Origin of the sequence: Novosphingobium sp. ERN07 (assembly GCF_012641335.1) — a bacterium.
Taxonomy (GTDB): domain Bacteria; phylum Pseudomonadota; class Alphaproteobacteria; order Sphingomonadales; family Sphingomonadaceae; genus Novosphingobium.
This window is the reverse complement of sequence record NZ_JABAID010000015.1, coordinates 52889-74458: the sequence shown is the minus strand read 5'-3', so window position 1 is coordinate 74458 and position 21570 is coordinate 52889. Positions and strand designations below refer to the sequence as shown.

The 21570-nt window shown below is 61.6% G+C and carries 20 protein-coding genes; 2 read left to right on the top strand and 18 right to left on the bottom strand.

The genetic code is table 11. The annotated features are described in order from the left end of the window. Positions 1-22: 22 nt before the first annotated feature. From HGI47_RS16880 to ccoN, 12 genes are all read right to left on the bottom strand, one after another. Positions 23-2806, bottom strand: coding sequence for a phosphoenolpyruvate carboxylase (locus HGI47_RS16880; RefSeq protein ID WP_168853947.1), 2784 nt, complete (start codon positions 2804-2806; stop codon positions 23-25). Between the two features lie 22 nt (positions 2807-2828). After that, a complete protein-coding gene (gene eda / locus HGI47_RS16875; protein WP_168853946.1) occupies positions 2829-3443 on the bottom strand; it encodes a bifunctional 4-hydroxy-2-oxoglutarate aldolase/2-dehydro-3-deoxy-phosphogluconate aldolase in 615 nt (204 codons plus the stop codon). 141 nt (positions 3444-3584) lie between these two features. Further along, on the bottom strand, positions 3585-4919 hold the full coding sequence (gene hemN, locus HGI47_RS16870) for an oxygen-independent coproporphyrinogen III oxidase (RefSeq protein ID WP_370521779.1): 1335 nt from the start codon (positions 4917-4919) through the stop codon (positions 3585-3587). Between the two features lie 4 nt (positions 4920-4923). Continuing rightward, the gene (locus HGI47_RS16865) at positions 4924-5190 is read right to left on the bottom strand and encodes a hypothetical protein (RefSeq protein ID WP_168853945.1); all 267 of its coding nucleotides are present in this window, start codon (positions 5188-5190) and stop codon (positions 4924-4926) included. After that, positions 5187-5339, bottom strand: coding sequence for a cbb3-type cytochrome oxidase assembly protein CcoS (ccoS, locus tag HGI47_RS16860; RefSeq protein ID WP_168853944.1), 153 nt, complete (start codon positions 5337-5339; stop codon positions 5187-5189). Before ccoS ends, HGI47_RS16865 begins: the two co-directional genes overlap by 4 nt. After that, a complete protein-coding gene (locus HGI47_RS16855; protein ID WP_168853943.1) occupies positions 5336-7462 on the bottom strand; it encodes a heavy metal translocating P-type ATPase in 2127 nt (708 codons plus the stop codon). Before HGI47_RS16855 ends, ccoS begins: the two co-directional genes overlap by 4 nt. Next, a complete protein-coding gene (locus HGI47_RS16850) occupies positions 7459-7929 on the bottom strand; it encodes a FixH family protein (RefSeq protein WP_168853942.1) in 471 nt (156 codons plus the stop codon). Before HGI47_RS16850 ends, HGI47_RS16855 begins: the two co-directional genes overlap by 4 nt. Next, complete coding sequence (ccoG, locus tag HGI47_RS16845) at positions 7926-9395, bottom strand: cytochrome c oxidase accessory protein CcoG (RefSeq protein ID WP_168853941.1); 1470 nt, start codon at positions 9393-9395, stop codon at positions 7926-7928. The genes HGI47_RS16850 and ccoG overlap by 4 nt, the downstream gene beginning before the upstream one ends. A gap of 22 nt (positions 9396-9417) precedes the next feature. After that, the gene (ccoP, locus tag HGI47_RS16840; RefSeq protein ID WP_168853940.1) at positions 9418-10341 is read right to left on the bottom strand and encodes a cytochrome-c oxidase, cbb3-type subunit III; all 924 of its coding nucleotides are present in this window, start codon (positions 10339-10341) and stop codon (positions 9418-9420) included. Continuing rightward, positions 10334-10504, bottom strand: a complete 171-nt coding sequence (locus HGI47_RS16835) for a cbb3-type cytochrome c oxidase subunit 3 (protein ID WP_168853939.1) — start codon at positions 10502-10504, stop codon at positions 10334-10336. The genes ccoP and HGI47_RS16835 overlap by 8 nt, the downstream gene beginning before the upstream one ends. After that, a complete protein-coding gene (gene ccoO, locus HGI47_RS16830) occupies positions 10501-11250 on the bottom strand; it encodes a cytochrome-c oxidase, cbb3-type subunit II (protein WP_168853938.1) in 750 nt (249 codons plus the stop codon). Before ccoO ends, HGI47_RS16835 begins: the two co-directional genes overlap by 4 nt. Positions 11251-11275: 25 nt before the next feature. After that, positions 11276-12925, bottom strand: a complete 1650-nt coding sequence (ccoN, locus tag HGI47_RS16825; protein ID WP_168853937.1) for a cytochrome-c oxidase, cbb3-type subunit I — start codon at positions 12923-12925, stop codon at positions 11276-11278. A 248-nt stretch (positions 12926-13173) separates the two neighbouring features. On the opposite strand from ccoN, the gene HGI47_RS16820 reads away from it, so the two are divergent. Continuing rightward, positions 13174-13863 (top strand): OmpW family protein, encoded by a 690-nt coding sequence (locus tag HGI47_RS16820; protein ID WP_168853936.1) that lies wholly within the window; start codon positions 13174-13176, stop codon positions 13861-13863. A 126-nt stretch (positions 13864-13989) separates the two neighbouring features. Here the strand turns inward: HGI47_RS16820 and HGI47_RS16815 are convergent, their stop codons facing one another. From HGI47_RS16815 to HGI47_RS16795, 5 genes are all read right to left on the bottom strand, one after another. Next, entirely contained in the window at positions 13990-14877 is an 888-nt protein-coding gene (locus tag HGI47_RS16815; RefSeq protein WP_168853935.1) for a bestrophin family ion channel, read from the bottom strand. Beyond that, positions 14874-15071, bottom strand: coding sequence for a hypothetical protein (locus tag HGI47_RS16810; RefSeq protein ID WP_168853934.1), 198 nt, complete (start codon positions 15069-15071; stop codon positions 14874-14876). Before HGI47_RS16810 ends, HGI47_RS16815 begins: the two co-directional genes overlap by 4 nt. A gap of 143 nt (positions 15072-15214) precedes the next feature. Then, positions 15215-15910, bottom strand: coding sequence for a Crp/Fnr family transcriptional regulator (locus tag HGI47_RS16805; protein WP_168853933.1), 696 nt, complete (start codon positions 15908-15910; stop codon positions 15215-15217). Between the two features lie 240 nt (positions 15911-16150). Next, positions 16151-16639, bottom strand: a complete 489-nt coding sequence (locus tag HGI47_RS16800; RefSeq protein WP_168853932.1) for a flavin reductase family protein — start codon at positions 16637-16639, stop codon at positions 16151-16153. A 58-nt stretch (positions 16640-16697) separates the two neighbouring features. Further along, positions 16698-17609: a CmcJ/NvfI family oxidoreductase gene (locus HGI47_RS16795; RefSeq protein WP_168853931.1), complete on the bottom strand. Its 912-nt coding sequence runs from the start codon at positions 17607-17609 to the stop codon at positions 16698-16700. 262 nt (positions 17610-17871) lie between these two features. Here HGI47_RS16795 and HGI47_RS16790 point away from each other — a divergent pair, with 262 nt between their 5' ends. Then, a complete protein-coding gene (locus HGI47_RS16790; RefSeq protein ID WP_168853930.1) occupies positions 17872-19644 on the top strand; it encodes a DEAD/DEAH box helicase in 1773 nt (590 codons plus the stop codon). A 67-nt stretch (positions 19645-19711) separates the two neighbouring features. Here HGI47_RS16790 and lepA read toward each other — a convergent pair whose 3' ends face one another. Then, entirely contained in the window at positions 19712-21529 is a 1818-nt protein-coding gene (gene lepA, locus HGI47_RS16785; protein ID WP_168853963.1) for a translation elongation factor 4, read from the bottom strand. Positions 21530-21570: the final 41 nt, after the last annotated feature.

The following is a 21570-nucleotide window of genomic DNA, read 5'->3' as shown; positions in this document are numbered from 1 at the left end:
CCCAAGAAGGTGCGCCGCACGATCAGCCGTGTGCGCCGAAATAGTTCGAAATGGCAACGGCGATGCGGATGTTGAGCGCGTGGGCACGTTCGATGGGGTCGATGAAGCGAGCCCGGATGGCGCCGTAATCTTCTCCGCGATGATCGGGGTAGTCGGTTGCCTCGTCCACCGCGAAATCGGCGATTTCGGGTTCGATCACAGGATAGGCGCGGCGCAATTGGGCCAGCGCATCGTCCACGCGCAGCGACAGAACCATCTCCAGCACGTCATCGCGGCTAACATCGTTCGAGCGGGCGAAAGGCGGCACCTGCACTGCGCGGATGAACATGTGCATCAGCAGCGCAAGGCGTACCGATTGCAGCAGGCCGATGTTGCGCCGATCTGAATCCTGCGCCGGATCGCGGCCTGCTTTGTGGCCGGGGACGAGCGAAAGCAGGCGGTGGAGCTTCATCCAGTCTACCCGCAAGCGCGATGTCAGGCGGCGGAATACCCCTGCCCTGTCGTCCTTGGTCAGATATTCGGCAAGCGCGAGGCAGGCGGATTCGAGCGCGGTTTCAGTGCCACGATAAGGGCGGCTGGCCCAATAAGCGGAGTTGAACAGTTCGCCGTGGGCGGCAACGGTCTTGACCGAGGCGAGGCCATTGGCGGCGCGCAGCAGGCGGACGAGCTGGTTGCCACGTGTCGACCGACCGAGCAGTTCGGCCACCGATTCCATTTCCTCACCCGCAGCCGTCCCTGCCCCGGCAATCACGTTTACCGGGTAGCCGATCTGCTGAAGGATGGCGTTGTGCGGAATCGCGCGGATCTGGCGCAGGCTCATCGTGCGGTCAGCGCCGATATCGGACTGGCGGCGAGAAACGCGGCTGCCGGTGCCTTTCAAAAGGCCAAGGCCAAACGCCGTCAACGCGCGGGAATAGGTTGCGCTTTCAAGGTGTTCACGCTGAACGCGGCGGATCGACCGGTAGAAGTCGAGGCTGAGATCGGTGCGATCATAGAACGGGTCTTTGACGGCAAGATCGAGGTCGGCTGCTTCTGCCTCGGCAATGCGGGTAAGCGTGGCCAGCGCCAGATCATCGTTGCGGAAGAACAGATAGCCATCACCGCCCTGAAAGCTGGCTTCGGGTTCGATGGTGACGCCAGCCTTGGCAAAGCGACGACGCGCCCAGCCGGACAGTGGCCATGTGAGGCGATCTGCAAAGCCCGATGGATGCGCGCCGCGACCCATCGATTCGCCGTGCGTATCGAAGATCAGCGCAGCCACATCGGTCAGGCCATTCGCCTTCATCGCGTCGGCCAGACGGCCTTGCAGGCGTTCGATGGCGAGCGCGGCGGGGATCTGGCCCATGAAGCGGCCTGCATCGGAAAAACCGGTCTGGATCGAAACGCGGCCACGCAGGCGAGCGTAGCTGCGGTAGGAGTCTTCCGAAAGCAGAGCTTCGAGGAAGCGGCCACCGTGTTCAAGCGCGGTTTCGGTTTCGAACAGGGGCGAAACATCGACCTTGCCTTCGATACCGAACAGCTTGGCGAAATAGAGCGCGGCGAGCACGGTCTGCGGCTGTTCGCATTCCGCGATCAACATGCGGATCGGAGCATCGGCATCTATGTGCTGCAGCATCTTGGCCATGACCAAAAACTGGCGCATGGCAGTGCTGGTTTCGATTGCGAGCGCACCGAAGTTGACGCGCAGCGGCTTCACCTCGGCCAGCAGTTCGCGCAGGCGCGACAGCGCGCTCTTGCTGCCAAGGTCGAGCGTGCCTTCGGGGTCAATGCGGCGGCGCAGCGCGTTGAGAAGCTGAGACGAGTTTACGCGGAAGTGTATCCAGCCGATGCCAAGGCCATCAGCGCGCATGGCGGCGGCGAGCGTGGCAAGTGGGACGGCCTTGTCCTCGTCCGCCTTCTTCGCTTCGGCCTCAAGCGCTTCGATCAGCGGCGTCAGGCTGAGGAGCTTGGCCGGATCATCGGCGCTGAGGCGGTTCGCAGCATTGGCGAGCGCATCAGGCGTTTCAAGCGGGGCGGAGAATAGTTCCGCCATTTCCGCCGAATGATCGTGCGCCGCATCCAGCGTGGCGAGCAGCGGGTGCGCGTCGTCGATGGTCCGAAGTGAGGCAGCGTAGCTTGACAGACGCAGCGCCTTTTCGCGCAGGCGGAAAGCGATGGACGTGGTCCAGCCGATATCGGTGCGACCGTCCATGTCATAGCCGACCCACGTGGCGAAGCGGAACGGCAGCGGGCGGAAATCAAGCCAGCGGCCCGGCCAGCGCAGACGGGCGTGGCCGAGCAGCGTGGCGTTGATCTGGTCACGCGCAGAGGCAGCGCGCTGGATGGCGTTGCACACCTCTACGTGTTCGAATTCCAGCGTGATCTTCGGCCCTTCGTGGGGCACGGTGCAGACGGTGGAGGCTTGCGGATTGTCCGTCAGCGCGGCGGTGGCAACCGCATCCGACTGGGCAGGGGACAGCAAGAACGTGGGGTGTGCGGTGAAAACCGCATGAAGCAGCGGCTTCTCCCACCGCTTGCGAAATTCTGAAAACCCCGCCTCTTCGGGGTTGAGCGCGGCGATCAGGCCGAGGTTTTCAGACGCATTGGTTGGCGCGACCAAGCGCTTCAGCCGCGCGGCGCGGCTTTGCAGGGCTTCGCATTCGAGTTCTGCAACAAGGCCATCGATATCCGACAGCGAAATGTCGCCGCCTTCGAGCAGGCGCGACAGATCGTGACTGAGCTGAAAGACGGGGTTGAACAGCGGCGTTTCGGCCGTCCGCTCATGGAGTTTCTGCAACCTGGCCTTGAGCTTGGCGACCGTCTTCATATCCGCTGTGTTCCCCTGACTTTCAATGCCCCAGTGCGAAAGCTTCGCGCGCGGCGGCTTCTATCGCTGCTTCATCGGGCGTGCCTTTGCCGACCACCCAACTGCCACCAACGCACAGAACCGGATCGAAACCCAGCCACTCCGGCGCGGTGGCGGCGGTAATGCCGCCGGTCGGGCAGAATTTGCATTGGTGGAACGGCGCTGCCAACGCCTTAAGCGCGGGAAGCCCGCCCGATGTGGAAGCGGGGAAGAATTTGAAGTGCGTGAGGCCAAGGTCCAGCCCGCGCATGATATCACCCGCGCTGGCTGTTCCGGGCAGGAACGGGATGCCCGAAGCGACCGCAGCCTTGCCGAGGTTTTCGGTGAGGCCCGGCGAAACGATGAATTCCGCACCTGCATCAATGGCGGCCTTGAGTTCATCGGGATTAGTGACGGTCCCAGCGCCGACGATGGCGCCTTCGACAGCCTTCATCGCATGGATCACATCCAGCGCGGCGGGCGTGCGAAGGGTTACTTCAAGGACGCGCAGGCCCCCTTTGACCAGCGCACGCGCGATGGGGAGCGCGTGATCGACGTTTTCGACGACCAGCACCGGAATGACCGGCGCAGTGCGCATGATGGTTTCGATCGGCTTCATGGCGTCTCCCTCGCGCAACTGGCGCGCGTTCCGTTGTGGAAGCGGGCTTAACGCGAGTCAGCCTTATTGTGCACCTGCTAAGGCCGGGTGCATAGCTATTCTTGATGGCTGAAGACGGATCCGGTTATGTCAGAGTGATATCTAAACCGCCGAACTGAATTTGCGAGCGCCGGAACGCCACGCATCGAACACAGCGGCGATTGAACGTGCGTAGGGCTCGTTTCCCGGCTCCAACGTAAGAACGCCCCCATCGATCCGGACCAAGCCGCGCGCAATGAAGGGTTCGAGCCGATCCCGATTGGTAGCGATGAGATCTGCCGGAACGTCTGCCATGCCCCTGCACAGCAGATCGGTGATGATCTGGCCCCTGCGGCGATCCTCAGCCGTGCGCACCACCCCCTTGCGGCCCGCAAGCTGGTCCGCACCGATAAGCATACGATAACGGCCTGCGTTCTTTTCGGTCTGCACGAAAAGATCGGGAAATTCGCTGATTGACGAAGCGCCAAGGCCAATGAGGACGGGCGACTGGTCTTCGGTGAAGCCCTGAAAATTGCGGCGTAGCGTGCCGGCGCGGGCGGCAAGGGCCAGATCATCATCGGGCAAGGCAAAGTGATCAAACCCGACCGCCTGATAGCCTGCTGCCACGAGCCGCGCGTGGCCTTCGGCAGCCATGCGAAAACGATCACGCTGTCCGGGGAGTTCGCTGGCATCTATACGCTGCTGGCGCGGGATCATGTGCGGGACGTGCGCGTAGCCGAACAGCGCGATCCGGTCTGCGCCCATCGCAACGGACTGGTCGAGCGTATCGCGGAGAATTTCGTCGGTCTGGAATGGCAGGCCATACATCAGATCGAAATTGATCGAATCCACCCCGCCCTTGCGCAAACCTTCAACCGCCCGTTCGATATCATCGCGCGGCTGAACGCGCCCTATAGCGGCCTGCACGCGCGGATCCAGTGTCTGCACGCCGAGGCTGGCCTTGATCACGCCTATACCCCGGATGGCCATGAACCAGCCCGGCTCCAGCGTACGCGGATCCAGTTCGATCGACAGGACCGGCTTTTCCAGACGGAAGTTCAGCGTGAGGCGATCGACCAGCCTGACAAAATCGGTTGGCTTGATCGCGTTGGGGCTGCCACCCCCAAAGGCAATGCGCGTGACTTTGACCGATGGGTGCAGATGGCGACCAACCAGTTCGATTTCGTGATGCAGGGCTTCGAGATAAGCGGTCAGGCGCTGGGTCTTGTTGGCGGCACCGGTGTTGCAGCCGCAATACCAGCAGATTTCCCGGCAATAGGGGATGTGCAGATAAAGCGAGACGGTGCCGCGCAAGGCCCGTAACGCCGCAGCCTGACGATCTTCAAAGCTCTCTTCCACAAATTCTGCGGCAGTGGGGTAGCTGGTGTAGCGCGGGACCGGGCGTTCCAGCAGTTCGGGCCAGTACGTCCAGTTCCCGATGACTTCAGGGCTGGTCATCATGTCAGCAGCCATCGGAATCGTCCTCACCGTCGTCGCCGTTTCCGCAACAGCTATCGGTGGCAAGGCGCTTGCGCATTGAGATATGACAAACCTTGCAGCAGGGCAGATTCTTGCTGCCATCGTCCTTGCCGGGCAGGCGGACGGGCACCATGCCGCCGCTGCCACCCGTGCACGAGGCAACCATGATCCATTGCGCGTTGACCGGAGCGGGCGCGGCCATTTGCAGGACGGCAAGCGGCGCGAGGATACGGAGTGCGCGGTGCCTCATGGTTCGCGCTCCTCATCCTCGATCAGGATACGCGCCGCCGCACCATCGAGATCGCTGAACTGCCCGCGCTTCAATGACCAGAAGAACGCAACCAGCCCCAGCAGGCCCATGCCAAGCGCAATGGGAAGCATGAAAGCCACGCCGTTCATTTGGCTTCTCCGGCAAGGCGCAGCGAATTGGCGACAACGATCAGCGAACTGGTGGACATGGCGATTGCCGCGATCAGCGGGGTGACATGGCCAAGGATCGCCAGCGGCACCGCCAGCATGTTGTAACCGATGGCGAGCACGAAGTTCTGGCGCACCACGCGCATGGTCTGGCGCGAGACGCGAATGGCGCGGGGAATGGCTAGCAGCGAATCCGCCGTGAATACCATATCTGCTGCTTGCCGCCCCACATCACTGGCGGAACCCGGCGCGATGGACGCGTGCGCGGCAGCAAGCGCGGGGCCATCGTTCAGCCCGTCGCCCGCCATCATCACCTTGCGCCCGGCGTTCTGCAAGCGCTGGATCGCCTCCTGCTTGTCTGCCGGCGATGCCGCTGCCTGGGCCGTCAGACCCGTAGCGTGCGACACGGCAGCGACGGCGGTTACGGAATCTCCTGAAAGGATGGAAGATTCCACGCCCAGCGCTTCGAGCCAGACCAATGCTTCGGTAGTATCGGGCCGCAGACGATCAGCGAAGGGGATGACGCGCACCGGATCGCCTTCGATCCTGAGTGCAGTGGCCATGCCCTGCGCCGATGCCGGACGCCCAAGCGCGACAGAAAGGCCATTCCAGCGAGCGGTAACGCCCTGCCCCGGCTCTTCGCGCACATCTTCCAGAATCGCCGCCGGTATGCCTCGCGCGCTGAGCGCCTGCACGAGGCCAAGCGACAACGGGTGGCGGCTGTGGCTGGCGAGCGCGAGCGCTACCGACGCCTGCGGTGCAGACAGCGCGTCCAGCGCCACGTCATCGGGCACCGGTCGACCGAGTGTGAGCGTGCCGGTCTTGTCGAGCAGCAGGCGATCCACTTCGGCCATGCGTTCAAGCGCAGACCCATCCTTTACCAGCAGGCCCTTCTTGAGCAGCGCGCCTGCTGCCACGACTTGCGCCACCGGCACGGCAAGGCCAAGCGCGCAAGGGCACGTGATGATGAGCACGGCAATGGCAATGACGAGGGACTGATACCAGCCGGCACCGGCCAGCATCCATCCGGCAAAGGTCAGCCCCGCCAGCGTATGAACGGCAGGGGCATAGAGCCTCGCCGCGCGATCAGCGATGCGCACGTATTTTGAGCGGGACTGGCCAGCCGCTTCCATCAGACGGGCGATTTCGGAAAGGGCGGTATCCTGCCCGATGGCGGTGACACGCACGTCCACCGGAGCATCGACATTGAGCGTCCCCGCATGGACCAGCGTGCCCGGCCCTGCTTGCACCGGTGCGCTTTCACCGGTCAGCAGCGATTGGTCGAGACGGGTCTGGCCGCGCAGCACTTCACCATCGGCGGCAAGGCGCTCTCCGGCGGCGACGCGCATCAGCATTCCCGGTTGCAGCGATTTTGTGTCCAGCCAGCGCGTTGTTCCATCGGCGGCCACGACCATCGCGCCAGTGGCAACCTGCCGCAACAGCGCATCGACACCCGATCGCGCGCGGTCGCGCATCATTGCGTCGAGCACGCGCCCTGCGAGCAGAAACATGAGCAACATGAGCACGCCATCGAACCATGCCTCTGCCCCGCCGCTCAGCGTTTCATAGAAGGACAGGCCGGTGGCAATGGTGACGCCGATGGAAATCGGCACGTCCATGTTGGTCTTGCCGTGGCGCAAGACCTTCCATGCCGAAGCAAAGAAGGGCCGCCCGGCGTAGGCGATGGCGGGAACACCGATCAAAGCCGATACCCAGTGGAACAACGACCGCGTGGTGCCTTCCGCGCCCGACCAGACGCTGACCGACATCAGCATCACGTTCATGCAGGCAAAGGCGGCAACGCCCAGCGGCGCGAGCAGAGGCTTTACCGCCGAGACAGGCTCCGCCTCGATCTCGCGCGGCTGAGCATCGAAACCTATGGCTGCGAGCGCGGCCACAAGCGCTGGCGTTTCGATTTCAGACTGATGGACGACCTCTACCGTGCGCGCGGTGAGATTGGTGCGCGCGCTGGTGACTCCATCCAGCGCAGCCAAGGCACGTTCGACTTTGCCCATGCAACCGGCACAGTGCATTCCGGGCACGGCGAGGACGGTGTGAACGGTGGCGCTTTCGGAGACGGTCAGTGCCCGTGCAGGCGCGGTCATTGCACTTCGCCCACTGTACGCCAGATCCGGCCATCTGCCTCGACCTTGACGCTCAACCGCCAGCGGCCTGCCTCAAGCGGGGCGGCGTAGTGCCCCGGCGCAGTTTCGTGTAGCACGAGCGTGGTCGTCGGGCGCTGGCCGAGCGGATGTTCGGCAACGGCCGTGACTTTCGCCGCGGCAAGCGGCTTGCCCAAGCTATCAACCAGACCGATGCCTGCCTGGTCCGCCTGATCGCGGGCGATATCGCCCCGCCAGCCAAGGGCCTGTTCCTGCTCAGCCTCTTTCAGCCAACCGTTGAACTTCTGGCTGGCGACATAGGAATTGTCGACGACCACCCCACCGAACGTGGAACTGGCAAGGCGTGCCATCAGCACGTTGACGGCAATAACCACCGCGAAGAAGCTGACGAGGATCGCCGCCATCTTGCGACCGGTGAACGGAACGGGTTTACGGCGCATCTGGGTCATTGGCCGTTTCCTTCTGCTGTGGTGAACGTGGTTTCGCCGCGATCCATGCCGCCTTCCTTGTCGTCAGAGGTCAGGACAAAGGCGAATTCGGCGGGCTTGCTGCCGCGCGGACGGACTGCATAGACACGCAGCGGTTTCGTCGTGTCGGCAGGCACTTCGACGGTCAAGACGCGCTTTGCGGCTGCGGCATCCATCTCGTCAGTGAACATCGCGCCGCCATCAAGGCCTTCTAGCGCAACGTTGAAGGTGCGCGGTCGGGCTTCCATGTTGCGCAGCTTCAGCGTGAAAGCATTGCGGATCGCGCCGTCCGAAAGCATCACGTATTCAGGGTTGCGATCCTTGGCGACGGAAATGTCGAGCCGGGCACGCTGGCCCAGCATGAACAGCAGCGCAAGACCGATGGCGCTCCACACACCGAGATAAACCAGCGTGCGCGGGCGGAAGATCGTCTTGAGGATCGGCGTGGGTTCTTCGCCGCGCTTTTCCTTTTCGGCATCGTCGAGCGTGCAATAATCGATCAGCCCGCGCGGGCGGCCCACATCGGCCATCGCCTTGTCGCAAGCGTCGATGCACAGCGCGCAAGTGATGCAGCCGATCTGCGGCCCTTGGCGAATGTCGATACCAGTGGGGCACACGGCGACGCACTGCATACAATCGATGCAATCGCCCAGCGGCGTGGCAGCTTTCAGCGCGGATTTGACCGAACCGCGCGGTTCACCGCGCCAGTCCTTGTAGGTAACGATCAGGCTCTTTTCATCGAGCATAGCAGTCTGGATGCGCGGCCAAGGGCACATGTAGACGCAGACCTGTTCGCGCATGAAGCCGCCGAAGATGAACGTGGTCATCGTCAACACAAACGTGGTGGCGTAGGCTACCGGCGCGGCAGTGCCGGTCCAGAATGCGTGTTGGAGCGTCGGCGCATCGGCAAAGTAGAAAATCCACGCACCGCCCGTGGCAAAGCTGATGCCAAGGTAGATGGCCCACTTCAGCGCGCGCTTGCCGATCTTGGCGGCCGTCCAAGGTGCTTTCTGCAAGCGCAACTGGGCGTTGCGGTCACCGTCCACCAGACGGTCGACATGCTGGAACAGGTCGGTCCACACCGTCTGCGGGCAGGCATAACCGCACCATGCGCGGCCCACTGCCGATGTGACGAGGAACAGGCCGATGCCCGCCATGATCAGCAATCCGGCAACGAAATAGAATTCATGCGGCCAGATTTCGATATCGAACATGAAAAAGCGGCGGTTGCCAAGATCGATCAGCACCGCCTGATCGGGAGCATAGGGGCCGCGATCCCAGCGGATCCACGGCGTGCCCCAGTAAATGACAAGGCACACGGCCATGACCAGCCATTTGAAGCGCCTGAACGCCCCGTCGATGGCCTTTGGGAACACCGACTTGCGTTTTTCGTACAAGCCGATCTCGTTGGAATGGTCCGCGCGGAGGTTGGGATCGTGCGCAGTCATGACCGTGTGTCCTTGATCGTGTTTAGTTGGTGGCAGCAGCGGGTGGCGCTGCCTCCTGAGGCGCGGGCGCAGGTGCTTCTTCACCACCGCCCAGCGAATGGACGTAAGTGGCAAGCATCTTCACCGTGACCGGATCGAGGCGATTGCCCCACGATGGCATGACGCCGTAGCGCGCGTTGTTGACCGTCTGGGCAATAGCCGCGCGGCTTCCGCCATAGAGCCAGATTGCATCGTTGAGACGCGGAGCACCAACCGTACGGTTACCCTCACCCGCAGCGCCGTGGCAGACGGTGCAGTTGTCGGTGAATATCTGTGCACCACGCTGGGCCGAAGCACTTGGCTTTTCCTCACCAGCCAGCACACGCACATGGCTGACCACATCCTGCACTTGCGCTGCGTTGAGAATGCCATCGCGACCGAAAGCTGGCATCTGGCTCATGCGCGTGGCATCATCGCCCGGCTGGCGAATGCCGTTGACGAGTGTCTGGTGAACGGTGGCGACATCGCCGCCCCACAGCCAGTCATCGTCATTGAGATTGGGATAGCCCGCGCTGCCCGCCGCTCCGTTGCCGTGACACTGGATGCAGTTGACCTTGAACGCGGCGCGGCCACCATCAATAGCGGCGCGGCGCAGGCGAGGATCGGCGGCGATCTGTTCAATCGAGGCATTGCCAAGTTCGGCCATCAGGCCCGCTTTGCGCGCGGTTTCAGCCGTCATCTCGTTTTCCAGATCGCCACGGCTCGACCAGCCGAGCGTTCCGGCGGTCGCCTTGTCGATCAGCGGCCACGCGGGATAGGCCACGCAATAGCCAATCGCGAATACGATCGTGATATAGAACGTCCACAACCACCAGCGCGGCAGCGGATTGTTCAACTCCTCGATACCGTCCCATTCATGGCCGACGGTTTCGACGCCGGTTGCGTCGTCAATCTTGGGATTAGACATCGCTTTCGTCCTTGAAGATCGAAGTGGCGGCATCGCGGTTCAACACCTTGGCGCCGGGGCGGAACGGCCATGCGCTCAACCCCACGAAAATTGCCGTCATCATCAGCAGACCCCAGCTGTCAGCGAGGTGCCGCAGCATGTCGTAAGTGGAGTGCGCGCTCATCGGCCCTTCTCCTTGGCAAGGGCTTCCTGTGCGGCAGGCGCGTTCACATCGACCAGGGTTCCAAGCATCTGGAGATAGGCGACAAGCGCGTCCATCTCGGTCAGTCGCTTGGGATCGCCATCGAAATCGCGTGCCTGCGCCTTGGGATAGCGCTTCTTCAGGTCGGAAGCGTCAGCCTCTGGATCAGCCTGGGCAATGAGGTCGTCATTGGCCTTGGCGATATCGTCCTGCGAATAGGGAACGCCGACCTGGTAAAGCGTACGCAGGGTGGCGGTCATATCGCCCATGTCCAGCTTGTGCTCGGCCAGATGGGCATAGCTGGGCATGATCGATTCCGGCACCACGGCGCGTGGATCTTTCAGGTGCTGGACGTGCCATTCATCCGAATAGCGGTTGCCGACGCGGGCCAGATCAGGCCCGGTGCGCTTCGATCCCCACTGAAACGGATGGTCGTACATCGATTCCGCAGCAAGGCTGTAGTGGCCATAACGCTCAACCTCATCCCGGAACGGTCGGATCATCTGGCTGTGGCAGGTGTAGCAGCCTTCGCGCACGTAGATGTCGCGACCGGCCTGTTCGAGCGGGGTGTAGGGGCGCATTCCGTCCACCTTCTCGATCGTGTTGTCGATCCAGAACAGCGGGGCGATTTCCACGATGCCACCCACAGTCACCGCAGCGAAAGCCGCGATGCTGAGGAGGGTTACGTTGCGCTCCAGTTTCTTGTGCTTTTCCACGATGGTGGTCATGGGATTTTCTCCGAGAGCGTCAGAATCAGGCTGCGGCCGGAGCGACAGCGACGACAGGACGGTCCTTTTCGGGATCGAAGGCGGCATCACGCATCGGAGCCTCTTCGCGGCTGCGGCCAAGGATCGTACGCCAAACGTTGACGACCATCACCGCAGCGCCAGCAAGGAACAGCAGGCCACCGAAAGCGCGCAGGAAGAACATCGGCTTCAACGCGGCAACGGTTTCGACGAAGCTGTTCACCAGATATCCGTCAGCGCCGTATTCACGCCACATCAGGCCCTGCGTGATGCCCGCCACCCACATCGAAGCAGCGTAGAAAACGATACCGACGGTCGCGAGCCAGAAGTGCCAGTTGACCATGCGCAGGCTGTAAAGGCGCTGGCGGTTCCACAGACGCGGTACGAGGTAGTAGATCGCCGAGAAGGTGATCATGCCGTTCCAGCCCAGAGCGCCGGAGTGGACGTGGCCAATGGTCCAATCGGTATAGTGCGACAGGCTGTTGACCGACTTGATCGACATCATCGGACCTTCGAACGTGCTCATGCCGTAGAAGGCCAGCGCCATCACCATCATGCGGATGATCGGATCGGTGCGGACTTTGTCCCAAGCGCCGTTGAGCGTCATCAGCCCGTTGATCATGCCGCCCCAGCTTGGCATCCACAGCATGACCGAGAAGACCATGCCCAGCGTCTGCGCCCAGTCGGGCAGCGCGGTGTAGTGGAGGTGGTGCGGACCCGCCCAGATGTAGAGGAAGATCAGCGCCCAGAAGTGGATGATCGACAGGCGATAGGAGAACACCGGACGTTCGGCCTGCTTGGGCACGAAGTAGTACATCATCGCCAGGAAGCCAGCCGTCAGGAAGAAGCCCACCGCGTTGTGGCCATACCACCACTGCACCAGCGCGCCCTGCACGCCTGCGAAGATGGGATAGCTGCGGCTGCCGACAAAGCTGACCGGCCAGTTCAGGTTGTTGACGATGTGGAGCATCGCGACGGTGACGATGAACGACAGGTAGAACCAGTTGGCCACATAGATGTGCGGTTCGGTGCGTTTTACGATCGTGCCCACGAAAACCGCGAGATAGGCAACCCAAACCACGGTCAACCACAGGTCGACGTACCATTCCGGCTCGGCATATTCCTTGCCCTGGGTGATGCCCAGCAAATAGCCGGTTGCCGCCAGCACGATGAACAGCTGGTAGCCCCAGAACACGAAACGGGCGAGACCGGGGAAGGCCAGCCTCGCCCGGCAAGTACGCTGCACGACGTAGAACGACGTGGCGATCAGCGCGTTGCCTCCGAAAGCGAAGATGACCGCAGAGGTATGCAGCGGACGCAGGCGGCTGAACGAAGTCCATTCGAACCCGAGATTCAGCACCGGCAAAGCCAGCTGCAGCGCGATGTAAAGTCCCGCCAGAAACCCGGCCATGCCCCAGAAGACGGTTGCGATCACGCCCCAGCGGATCACATCGTCATCATAGCGGCCCTGATCGGGTGCGAGGATGGCTTTCGACAGGTCCACGCCGCGCAGCGTGACGATCAGCCCGATGATGCAGGCGAGCGCGACGATGCCCATGTGGATTGCGAAACCCGTGTCGACGGCTGCAGCGCAGGCGGCGACGGCGATAAGGAGCGACACGAGCCAGAGGCCCGAGCGCGATAGTGCCGAAACCATGGAGCCTTCCCTTCCATGAGTGATGTGCAGATCGCGCTGCACCTTCATCGGCAAGGGAACATTGATAAGGGTCAAATCGCGGAATTCATGAACAATACTTGACCCTATACTTTGGTCGAATGCGGCGATTTTTCATTTTTGCGCTTTGTCAATGTCCGATGATTCGGCTGAGTGCATCAGGCTGTCCAAGCCACGGGACGATCTTCGGCCAACGAGGGGTTGGCCAGCCGTGGTGCAGGACAAGAGCAATGAAGAAGCTGATCTCAACCGCGATTCCCGCCCTCGCCGTAGCGGCAGCGCTGCTTGCACCGGCACAGGCAATGGCCGGGTCGGCGGAAGGCAAGCTGCAGGTAAAGGTTATGGGCACCGCCGTCCTTCCCGACGGAAAGATCGTGGAAGTGAAGAACGATCCGCTTGGCCTGACCGTCGGTGCGAACACCAAGGCGAACGACAACTACGTGCCGACGCTGGCCGTGGAATACTTCGCAACGCCGAACGTCTCTGTTGAAACGATCTGCTGCTTCACTACGCATGGGGTGAGAGGTACCGGCACGCTAGCGCCTGCGACCGATATCGTCGACCATGTCATGATCCTGCCCGCCACAGTGACGCTGAAATATCACCTGCCGCTGGAAGGCGGGATTAAGCCCTACATCGGCGCAGGTCCGTCGCTGTTCGTGGTGTTTGGCGAAAAACCGGGATCGAGCGTCACGCCGCTTGGCGTCACCAAGGTGAAAATGTCGAACGAACTGGGCTTTGCGCTTCAGGCCGGTATCGACATTCCTGTAAACGACAAGGGCATGGGCATCAGCCTCGACGCCAAGAAGTACTTCATGGACACGACCGCGCACTTCTATGCCGGCAATGCCGAAGTGCTGACCACCAAGCATTCGCTTGACCCGTGGGTATTGAGCGCGGGCCTGACTTTCCGCTTCTGATCGGGCGGCGCTGACGAAATCCCCCAAGGTTCCGGGTGCCCCCACGCGCATCGGAACCTGTGGGGATAGCGGGCAGGAAACGACGAGGTTCTGGGATCACCTCGCCGCTTTCCTGCCCGCATCTTTTTACCAGAGCACGCCCTTGCGATCCGCGACGATGGGCGACGGCGCTTCTAGTCCCACCGATTGCAGAAGGTCGATCTCGATCGTTCGGCACATTGCCGACAGCGGCAGATCATGGGGTTCGTTTGCGAACGGATCGACCAGATCGTCACCGATCGCCAGCACGGCAAGGAACATCAGACCGGCAATGGTCGATCCCAGCGGCGTGGCGAAGCCCAGCGTCTCTACCAGCCCGAACGGCAGGAGGATGCAGAACATGTGCACGAACAGCATAGGAAAGAAGCGGAAGTGATTGGGCAGCGGCGTGTTCTTGAGCCGCTCCATCCCGCCTTGCGCATTGGCGATATCGACAAGGACGCTTTCCATTGCGCTTTGCTGAATCGTATCGATCCACCCTGCCCTGCGCGCATCGTCGATCTTTCGCCCGGTGCCATCCAGCAGGCCGTTCGCCGCGTTGCCGCGCTGCATCGCGATTTCCGCACCGGCCTTGGCGACATAACCCAGCGTCGCATCATCGAAACTCTGTCGCCGGAGCTGACAGCGCAGCGCGTTTACATAGGCAATCTGGCGAAACACGATATCACGTTTGAACGAAGCGGCTTCCGGGTCCGGCAGAAAATTCCGCGTTGCCCGCGCCAGATTACGGCTGGCGTTGATCATCAACCCCCACAGGCCCCGCCCTTCCCACCAGCGCTGATATGCCGAATTACTGCGAAAGCCGAGGAACAGCGCCACTGCAGACCCGAACAGGGTGAGCGGCAATTCCGGCGCGCGGAACGGCAGGATATAGTAGACCACCGTGACGATGACGTCCCAGACGAAGAGCAGCGTCAACGGCTTCCACACTTCGCGAACGATGGTCTTGAACGAAGGAACCGGTTTGACGATCACGCATCATCCTCGTGCTGCGCAGCTTCATACATTGCGGATGAAGCGGATGAAACCGGGCGCAGGACAAACCAGTCAGGGTGGCCGATCGCCACCAGATAACCCAGCACAAGGATGCCAAAAGCAAAAAGCATCACGCTGGCCCGAAGCGTTCCGGCACGATCATCGTCAGCGTGAAAGGGATTGGGCTGCGGCAAAGGGAACCTCCATTTCAGCACATGCGGCACGCAGGAGGCAATGCTTTGCGCCGGAACAGTTTCCGTTAGAAAATATGTCTTTCGCTTGGGCGTTGAAATTTCACAGTAATTTCAGTTCACTAAAGGAACTGACGGGTAAATCTTCAACCCGCCAAAGCCTGAAGACCAATGCGATCCACAATTTCCACCTCACGGCGGGAAGGCAATTCGATCACGCCATCGTTCTTCAGTTTGGTGAACTGGCGACTGACGGTTTCGATGGTCAAGCCCAGCACGTCGGCTACCTGCTGGCGGGAAAACGGCAGCGAGAAACGCTTTGCCGGACCGAAGGCCGGAGTGCAGCCCACTTCGGCCAAGCGGTCAGACATTTCTAGCAGGAAAGTGGCGATCTTTTCCGAAGCATTCTTGCGACCCAGCAGCATCATCCAGGACCGCGTGCGATCCAGTTCGGCCAAGGTGCGTTCCAGCAGCTTGTGTTCAAGTTCGGGATGTTCGCGTGCGAACCGATCAAAATCGTTGCGCGAAAAAACACATACCCGCGCATCGGTAAGCGCAACAACGCTGGCGCTGCTGGTCTGGCCGAACGGACGCCCAATAAAATCCGAAGGATAGGCAACACCAACAATCTGCTCGCGCCCATCTTCTGTGCTGGTGGTGAGCTTCAAGACGCCTTCGATGACGTTGGCCACCAGCAACGAATCATCGTCTTCCCAGATCAGCGATTCCCCTGGAGTCACCGTCCGGCGACGACCGATGGCGTTGAGCGCAGAAATCTCGTTGTTATCGAGTCCGGCACAGATCGCACGATTGCGGACGACGCAGGTTTCGCAGGAGGTCATACGAAAGCGTTATCATTCTCGCCCAGTGCGAGCAATTACCCAAAGTTCCGGTCTTGCAGCAAAAAATTGGGCGGCACGAAAATCGGGCCGCCCAAGTTGGGGAGAAATCGCCGAAGCGGAGATAGTGCAGGTGGACAGCACCCGGACCGCTTCGTCGAAATCATCTCTATATGCCGCAGCGTACCACGGCCTTGACGGATATCAAAAAGCGCGGATTTTTGCCGCAACGTCGAATAATTTTCAGATTGCCGGCAAATCCGCAACGTCGTGATACTGTCCGCGGAAGAACAGAAGCGGTGTGCCATGCTCACTACGGTCAAGCGCTTGCACCGCGCCCACCACGAGCAAGTGGTCTCCGATATCCTCGACCCGTTCCAGCGTGCAATCGATCCACGCCAGCGCTTCTTCCAACAAGGGCTGGCCCGATGGCGTATGCCCGTGTGCCAGTTCGGCAAACTTGTCATCCGCGCGGGCGGCAAAGCGCTTGCAGAGATCAAGCTGGCGCGCGCCGAGCACGTTGACGCAGAAGCGCCCGCCCGCCGCGATCTTGGGCCAAGTGCTCGATTTCTTATCGGGGAAGAAGCCTACCAGTGGCGGGTCCAACGAGATCGAGGTGAACGATCCGACCACGAGGCCATGCTTCGCGCCGTCGGTATCGACAGAGGTTATCACGCAGACACCGGTCGGCCAGGTGCCAAGGACATTGCGGAAATGGCGGGGATCGATCATGCGCGCCTGCCTGTCGGCAAACGGCGCGCGCGTCAACCGTCAGTGTGGAGTTGTGACCTTACTCGAAGTACGCGATACAGCGCACTTCGATGCTCTCGCGAATCTTCGCATCCGGCAGGCTGCTATCGTGAAACGCAGTGTGCGGGCAGCGCCACGTTACCGAATGATCGCTGTCCTGAAACTTGAACAACAGCACATCGTCAGCCGCCATGTTCGAAAAGTACCACCAGCGATGGCGGGTCCGATGGCGGAAAATCGTGGCGGCGATCATCTGGTCCTCGCCTTCGACCGGCGCGGTCAACGCGTCGCCGGTGGGAAATTCATCGACGACGAACAGCGTGTTCGATGCAGTTTCCTCATCCTGCACCGTTCGCCCATCGCATACGGCAAGCGGCCAGTCCTGCGGGCCGGGCGAAAACGTCCGCCAAAGCGAAAAACAAATGTAACGCTTGTAGCCGGGACAATCGGGGAAGCGATCCTTGTAGATGCGCTCCGCAGCGCGGCGACCGGTCACTTCGTTGTAGTCCACATGCGCCTCGCCCGCCGGGGGCTGTATGCCGCCGGAATGCTGATAGCCTTTGACCTTCTGCTTCGCACGCGCGGTGAGATCTGCAGATGTGCGGATCATCCACCCTTGTGCGGCAGTGCGCGTGGCCCCGCAAAGCCGGGTTACAAGTGACTCTACCTCTTGAAGATACGCGGCATCGACGGCAGGCTTGTCATGAAAATCCGCAATTTCGGACCGATGCTTCCCCAGCATGAAGCCATGAACGTCGAGCGAGAAGTGATCGCGCATCGGCATTCCATCACGCACATCGCAAGGGTAGTCGAAATAGTCGCCGGTGTTCATCTCGGCCCCCTGCGACACGTAACGCCGGGTAACGTAGTCGCCTTCGCCAAGATAGCGTATCAATGCGGGCGCGCGGCGTGCGGTTTCCTCGACAGATTCCATCTCTGCGATATCGTTCATCGGCCTCTCCACGCCGTGTTGATCCGGCTCTGTTCATCATCACATATGTTAGTTTACCTAATCAAGTGGAGCATGAGAAAAAGCACAGCGAAATAGTGCAAGCCAAACCGCGCAAATGTGTGTAGGGGCCGCCACACAGGTATCGCCGTGCACTGTGTGGGAACGGGCTGTGGCGATTCGAGCCGGAAATATTCCGGCATCCAGCCGATAGGCCCAACACTTTGCAAATGCTGCGAAAGCGGCAGGAATGGCGATTTTGACGATGACTTTTGAACACCTCCCCAGCCCGCTTGCGCAGGCTCTCGAAGCGCATGGCTATACTGCACTTACGCCTGTGCAGACTGCTGTGACCGTACCTGAAGCCGCCGGCCGCGATCTGGTCGTGTCCGCGCAGACCGGCTCGGGCAAGACCGTTGCCTTCGGCCTGGCGATGGCCGGCGAACTCATCAGCGATGAAAGCGCGCTGCCTTTTGCCACCGCACCGCTGGCGCTGGTCGTTGCCCCCACGCGCGAACTGGCGCTGCAGGTCAGCCGCGAACTTGCGTGGCTCTATGCGCCAACCCATGCCCGCATCGCCACCTGCGTCGGCGGCATGGACCCTTCGCGGGAACGGCGCGCACTGCAACACGGTGCGCACATCGTGGTCGGCACGCCCGGTCGCCTGCGCGACCATCTTGAACGCGGCGCGCTCGATCTCACTGCGCTGGCCTGCGTTGTGCTCGATGAAGCCGATGAAATGCTCGACATGGGCTTCCGCGAAGATCTGGAAGAACTGCTCGACGCAACGCCGGAAAATCGCCGCACGCTGCTGTTCTCGGCCACGATGCCCAAACCGATCGAAGCGCTGGCGAAGCGGTATCAGCGCGATGCCCTACGTATTTCGACGGTGGGCGAAAATCGCGGGCATGGTGACATTGCTTATCGCGCCGTCGCTGTTGCCCCGGCAGAGATCGAAGCCGCCGTCGTGAACCTGCTGCGTTTCCACGAAGCCGAAACCGCGATGTTGTTCTGCGCCACGCGCGACAATGTGCGCCGCCTCCACGCCACGCTGGTCGAACGCGGCTTCACCGCTGTCGCGCTGTCGGGCGAACACAGCCAGTCAGAGCGCAACAACGCCCTTCAGGCCCTGCGCGACCGCCGCGCCCGCGTTTGCGTGGCAACAGACGTTGCCGCGCGCGGGATCGACCTGCCCTCGCTCAGCCTTGTCGTGCACGTCGAAATTCCGCGCGACGCTGAGACGCTGCAGCACCGTTCAGGCCGCACCGGACGCGCGGGCAAGAAGGGCACCGCCGTGCTCATCGTGCCCTTCCCGCGCCGCCGCCGCGTGGAAATGATGCTGCGCGGTGCCAGGATCAACGCAGAATGGGCCGATGTGCCTACGCCCGAAGCGATCCGTGCGCAGGACCGCGAACGTTTGCTCGAAACCATCCTCGCCCCGGTCGAAGCGGATGAGGCGGATATCGAGATCGCGCGCGCGCTGCTGGAACAGCGTTCGCCCGAAGAACTCGCCACCGCGCTCGTGCGCGCGCACCGTGCATCGCTGCCGCAGCCCGAAGAACTGCTTTCGGGCAGCGATGATGGCCGCAAGCAGGCAGCACACCGCCCCGGCTTTGACGATGTGGTATGGTTCCGCATGGACGTGGGCCGCCGCCAGAACGCCGATCCGCGCTGGATCCTGCCAACGCTCTGCCGCCGTGGTCACGTTTCGCGGCAGGAAATCGGAGCCATCCGCATTACGCCGAACGACACCTGGTTCCAGGTGCCGCGCGCGATTGCCGATCGCTTTGCCGATGCCGTGCGCCGCACCGCCGATCCCAAGGGTGAGGACGAGAACGGTATCCACATCGAACCCGCGCCCGAAGGCCCGCGCGAAGTCGCGCGCGACAATCGCCGGAGCAACGATGGGCCACGCCGCAACGGCCCCCATCATGATGGTCCGCGCAGCGACGATCGCCGCCCGCCGCGCCGACCGCACCCCGCCGGGCAGCGCCCGCAAGGCAAGCCGCACCGCAAGGGACCGCAAGGGTCGCGCTGATACGAAAGAACCCGCCGGATCGCTTGCGGCGGGTTCTTTGTTTCCTGTAACGCAAAAGAGGCGAAAGTTACTCTTCGCCCATCCGTAGCGCAGCGATGAACGCTTCCTGCGGGATCGAAACGTTCCCGTACTCGCGCATCCGCGCCTTGCCCTTCTTCTGCTTTTCCAGCAGTTTCTTCTTGCGGCTGATATCGCCGCCATAGCACTTGGCGGTCACGTCCTTGCGCATCGCGGCAATCGTTTCGCGCGCAACAACCTTGCCGCCGATAGCCGCCTGAATCGGAATCTTGAAAAGGTGGCGCGGGATCAGATCCTTCAACCGTTCGCACATGTGCCGCCCGCGCGCTTCAGCAGCGCTGCGGTGAACGATCATTGACAGCGCATCGACCGGCTCGTTGTTGACGAGAATGCTCATCTTCACCAGATCGCCTTCGCGCAGCCCGATCTGCTCATAATCGAACGACGCATAGCCACGGCTGATCGATTTGAGGCGGTCGTAGAAATCGAACACCACTTCGTTGAGCGGCAGTTCATACGTCACTTGCGCACGCCCGCCGACATAGGTCAGCCCAGTCTGCACACCGCGACGGTCCTGACACAGCTTCAACACTGATCCCAGGTATTCGTCAGGCGTATAGATCGTGCCCTTGATCCACGGTTCGTCAATCTGCTCGATGCGGCTTGGGTCGGGATAATCCGCCGGGTTGTGCAGCAAGATTTCGCGCGCATCATCGGTACGGCTTGCGCGCAACTGGATGCGGTAAACCACTGAAGGCGCAGTGGTAATCAGGTCGAGATCGTATTCCCGGCTAAGCCGCTCCTGAATGATTTCAAGGTGCAGCAATCCCAGAAAACCGCAACGGAAACCAAAGCCCAGAGCCGCGCTCGATTCCATTTCGAAGCTGAAAGAAGCATCGTTCAGGCGCAGCTTGGCAATGCTTTCACGCAGCTTTTCAAAGTCCGCAGCATCGACCGGGAAGATGCCGCAGAACACCACCGGTTGCACTTCCTTGAAGCCCGGCAGCGGCACGGTTGCGCCCTGTTTTACAGTGGTGATCGTGTCACCCACCCGCGCCTGCGCGACTTCCTTGATCTGCGCGGTGATAAAGCCGATTTCGCCGGGGCCGAGTTCATCGAGCGTATCGATCTTCGGCCTCATGCAGCCGACACGATCAATCAGATGATCGGTGCCGCCGGCCATGAATTTGACCTGCAACCCCTTCTTGATGACGCCATCGATCACGCGAACGAGGATGACGACGCCGAGATAGGGATCGTACCACGAATCCACCAGCATCGCCTTGAGCGGCGCAGTCCGATCACCCGTGGGCGCAGGAATGCGCTCGACCACGGCATCCAGCACTTCCTCGATACCGATGCCCGATTTGGCGCTGGTCATCACGGCATTGCTGGCGTCCAGCCCAATCACGTCCTCGATCTCGGCTTTCACCTTTTCTGGCTCGGCGGCGGGCAGATCGATCTTGTTGATCACCGGCACGATCTCGTGATCGTGTTCGATAGACTGATAGACGTTGGCCAGCGTCTGCGCTTCCACGCCCTGCGCGGCATCGACGACCAGCAGCGCGCCTTCGCAAGCGGCAAGGCTGCGACTGACTTCATAGGCAAAGTCGACGTGGCCCGGCGTGTCCATCAGGTTAAGCTGATAGGTCTTGCCATCCTTGCCCTTGTAATCAAGCCGCACGGTCTGCGCCTTGATCGTGATGCCACGCTCCTTTTCGATGTCCATGTTGTCGAGCACCTGCTCGGACATCTCGCGCGCGGAAAGGCCGCCAGTGTACTGGATCAGGCGATCCGCCAGCGTGGACTTGCCGTGGTCGATATGGGCAATGATCGAAAAATTACGGATCAACGAAAGGTCTGTCATGCGCGCGCCGTTAGCAGGTGCGAGGCTGCGAGTCACGCCAC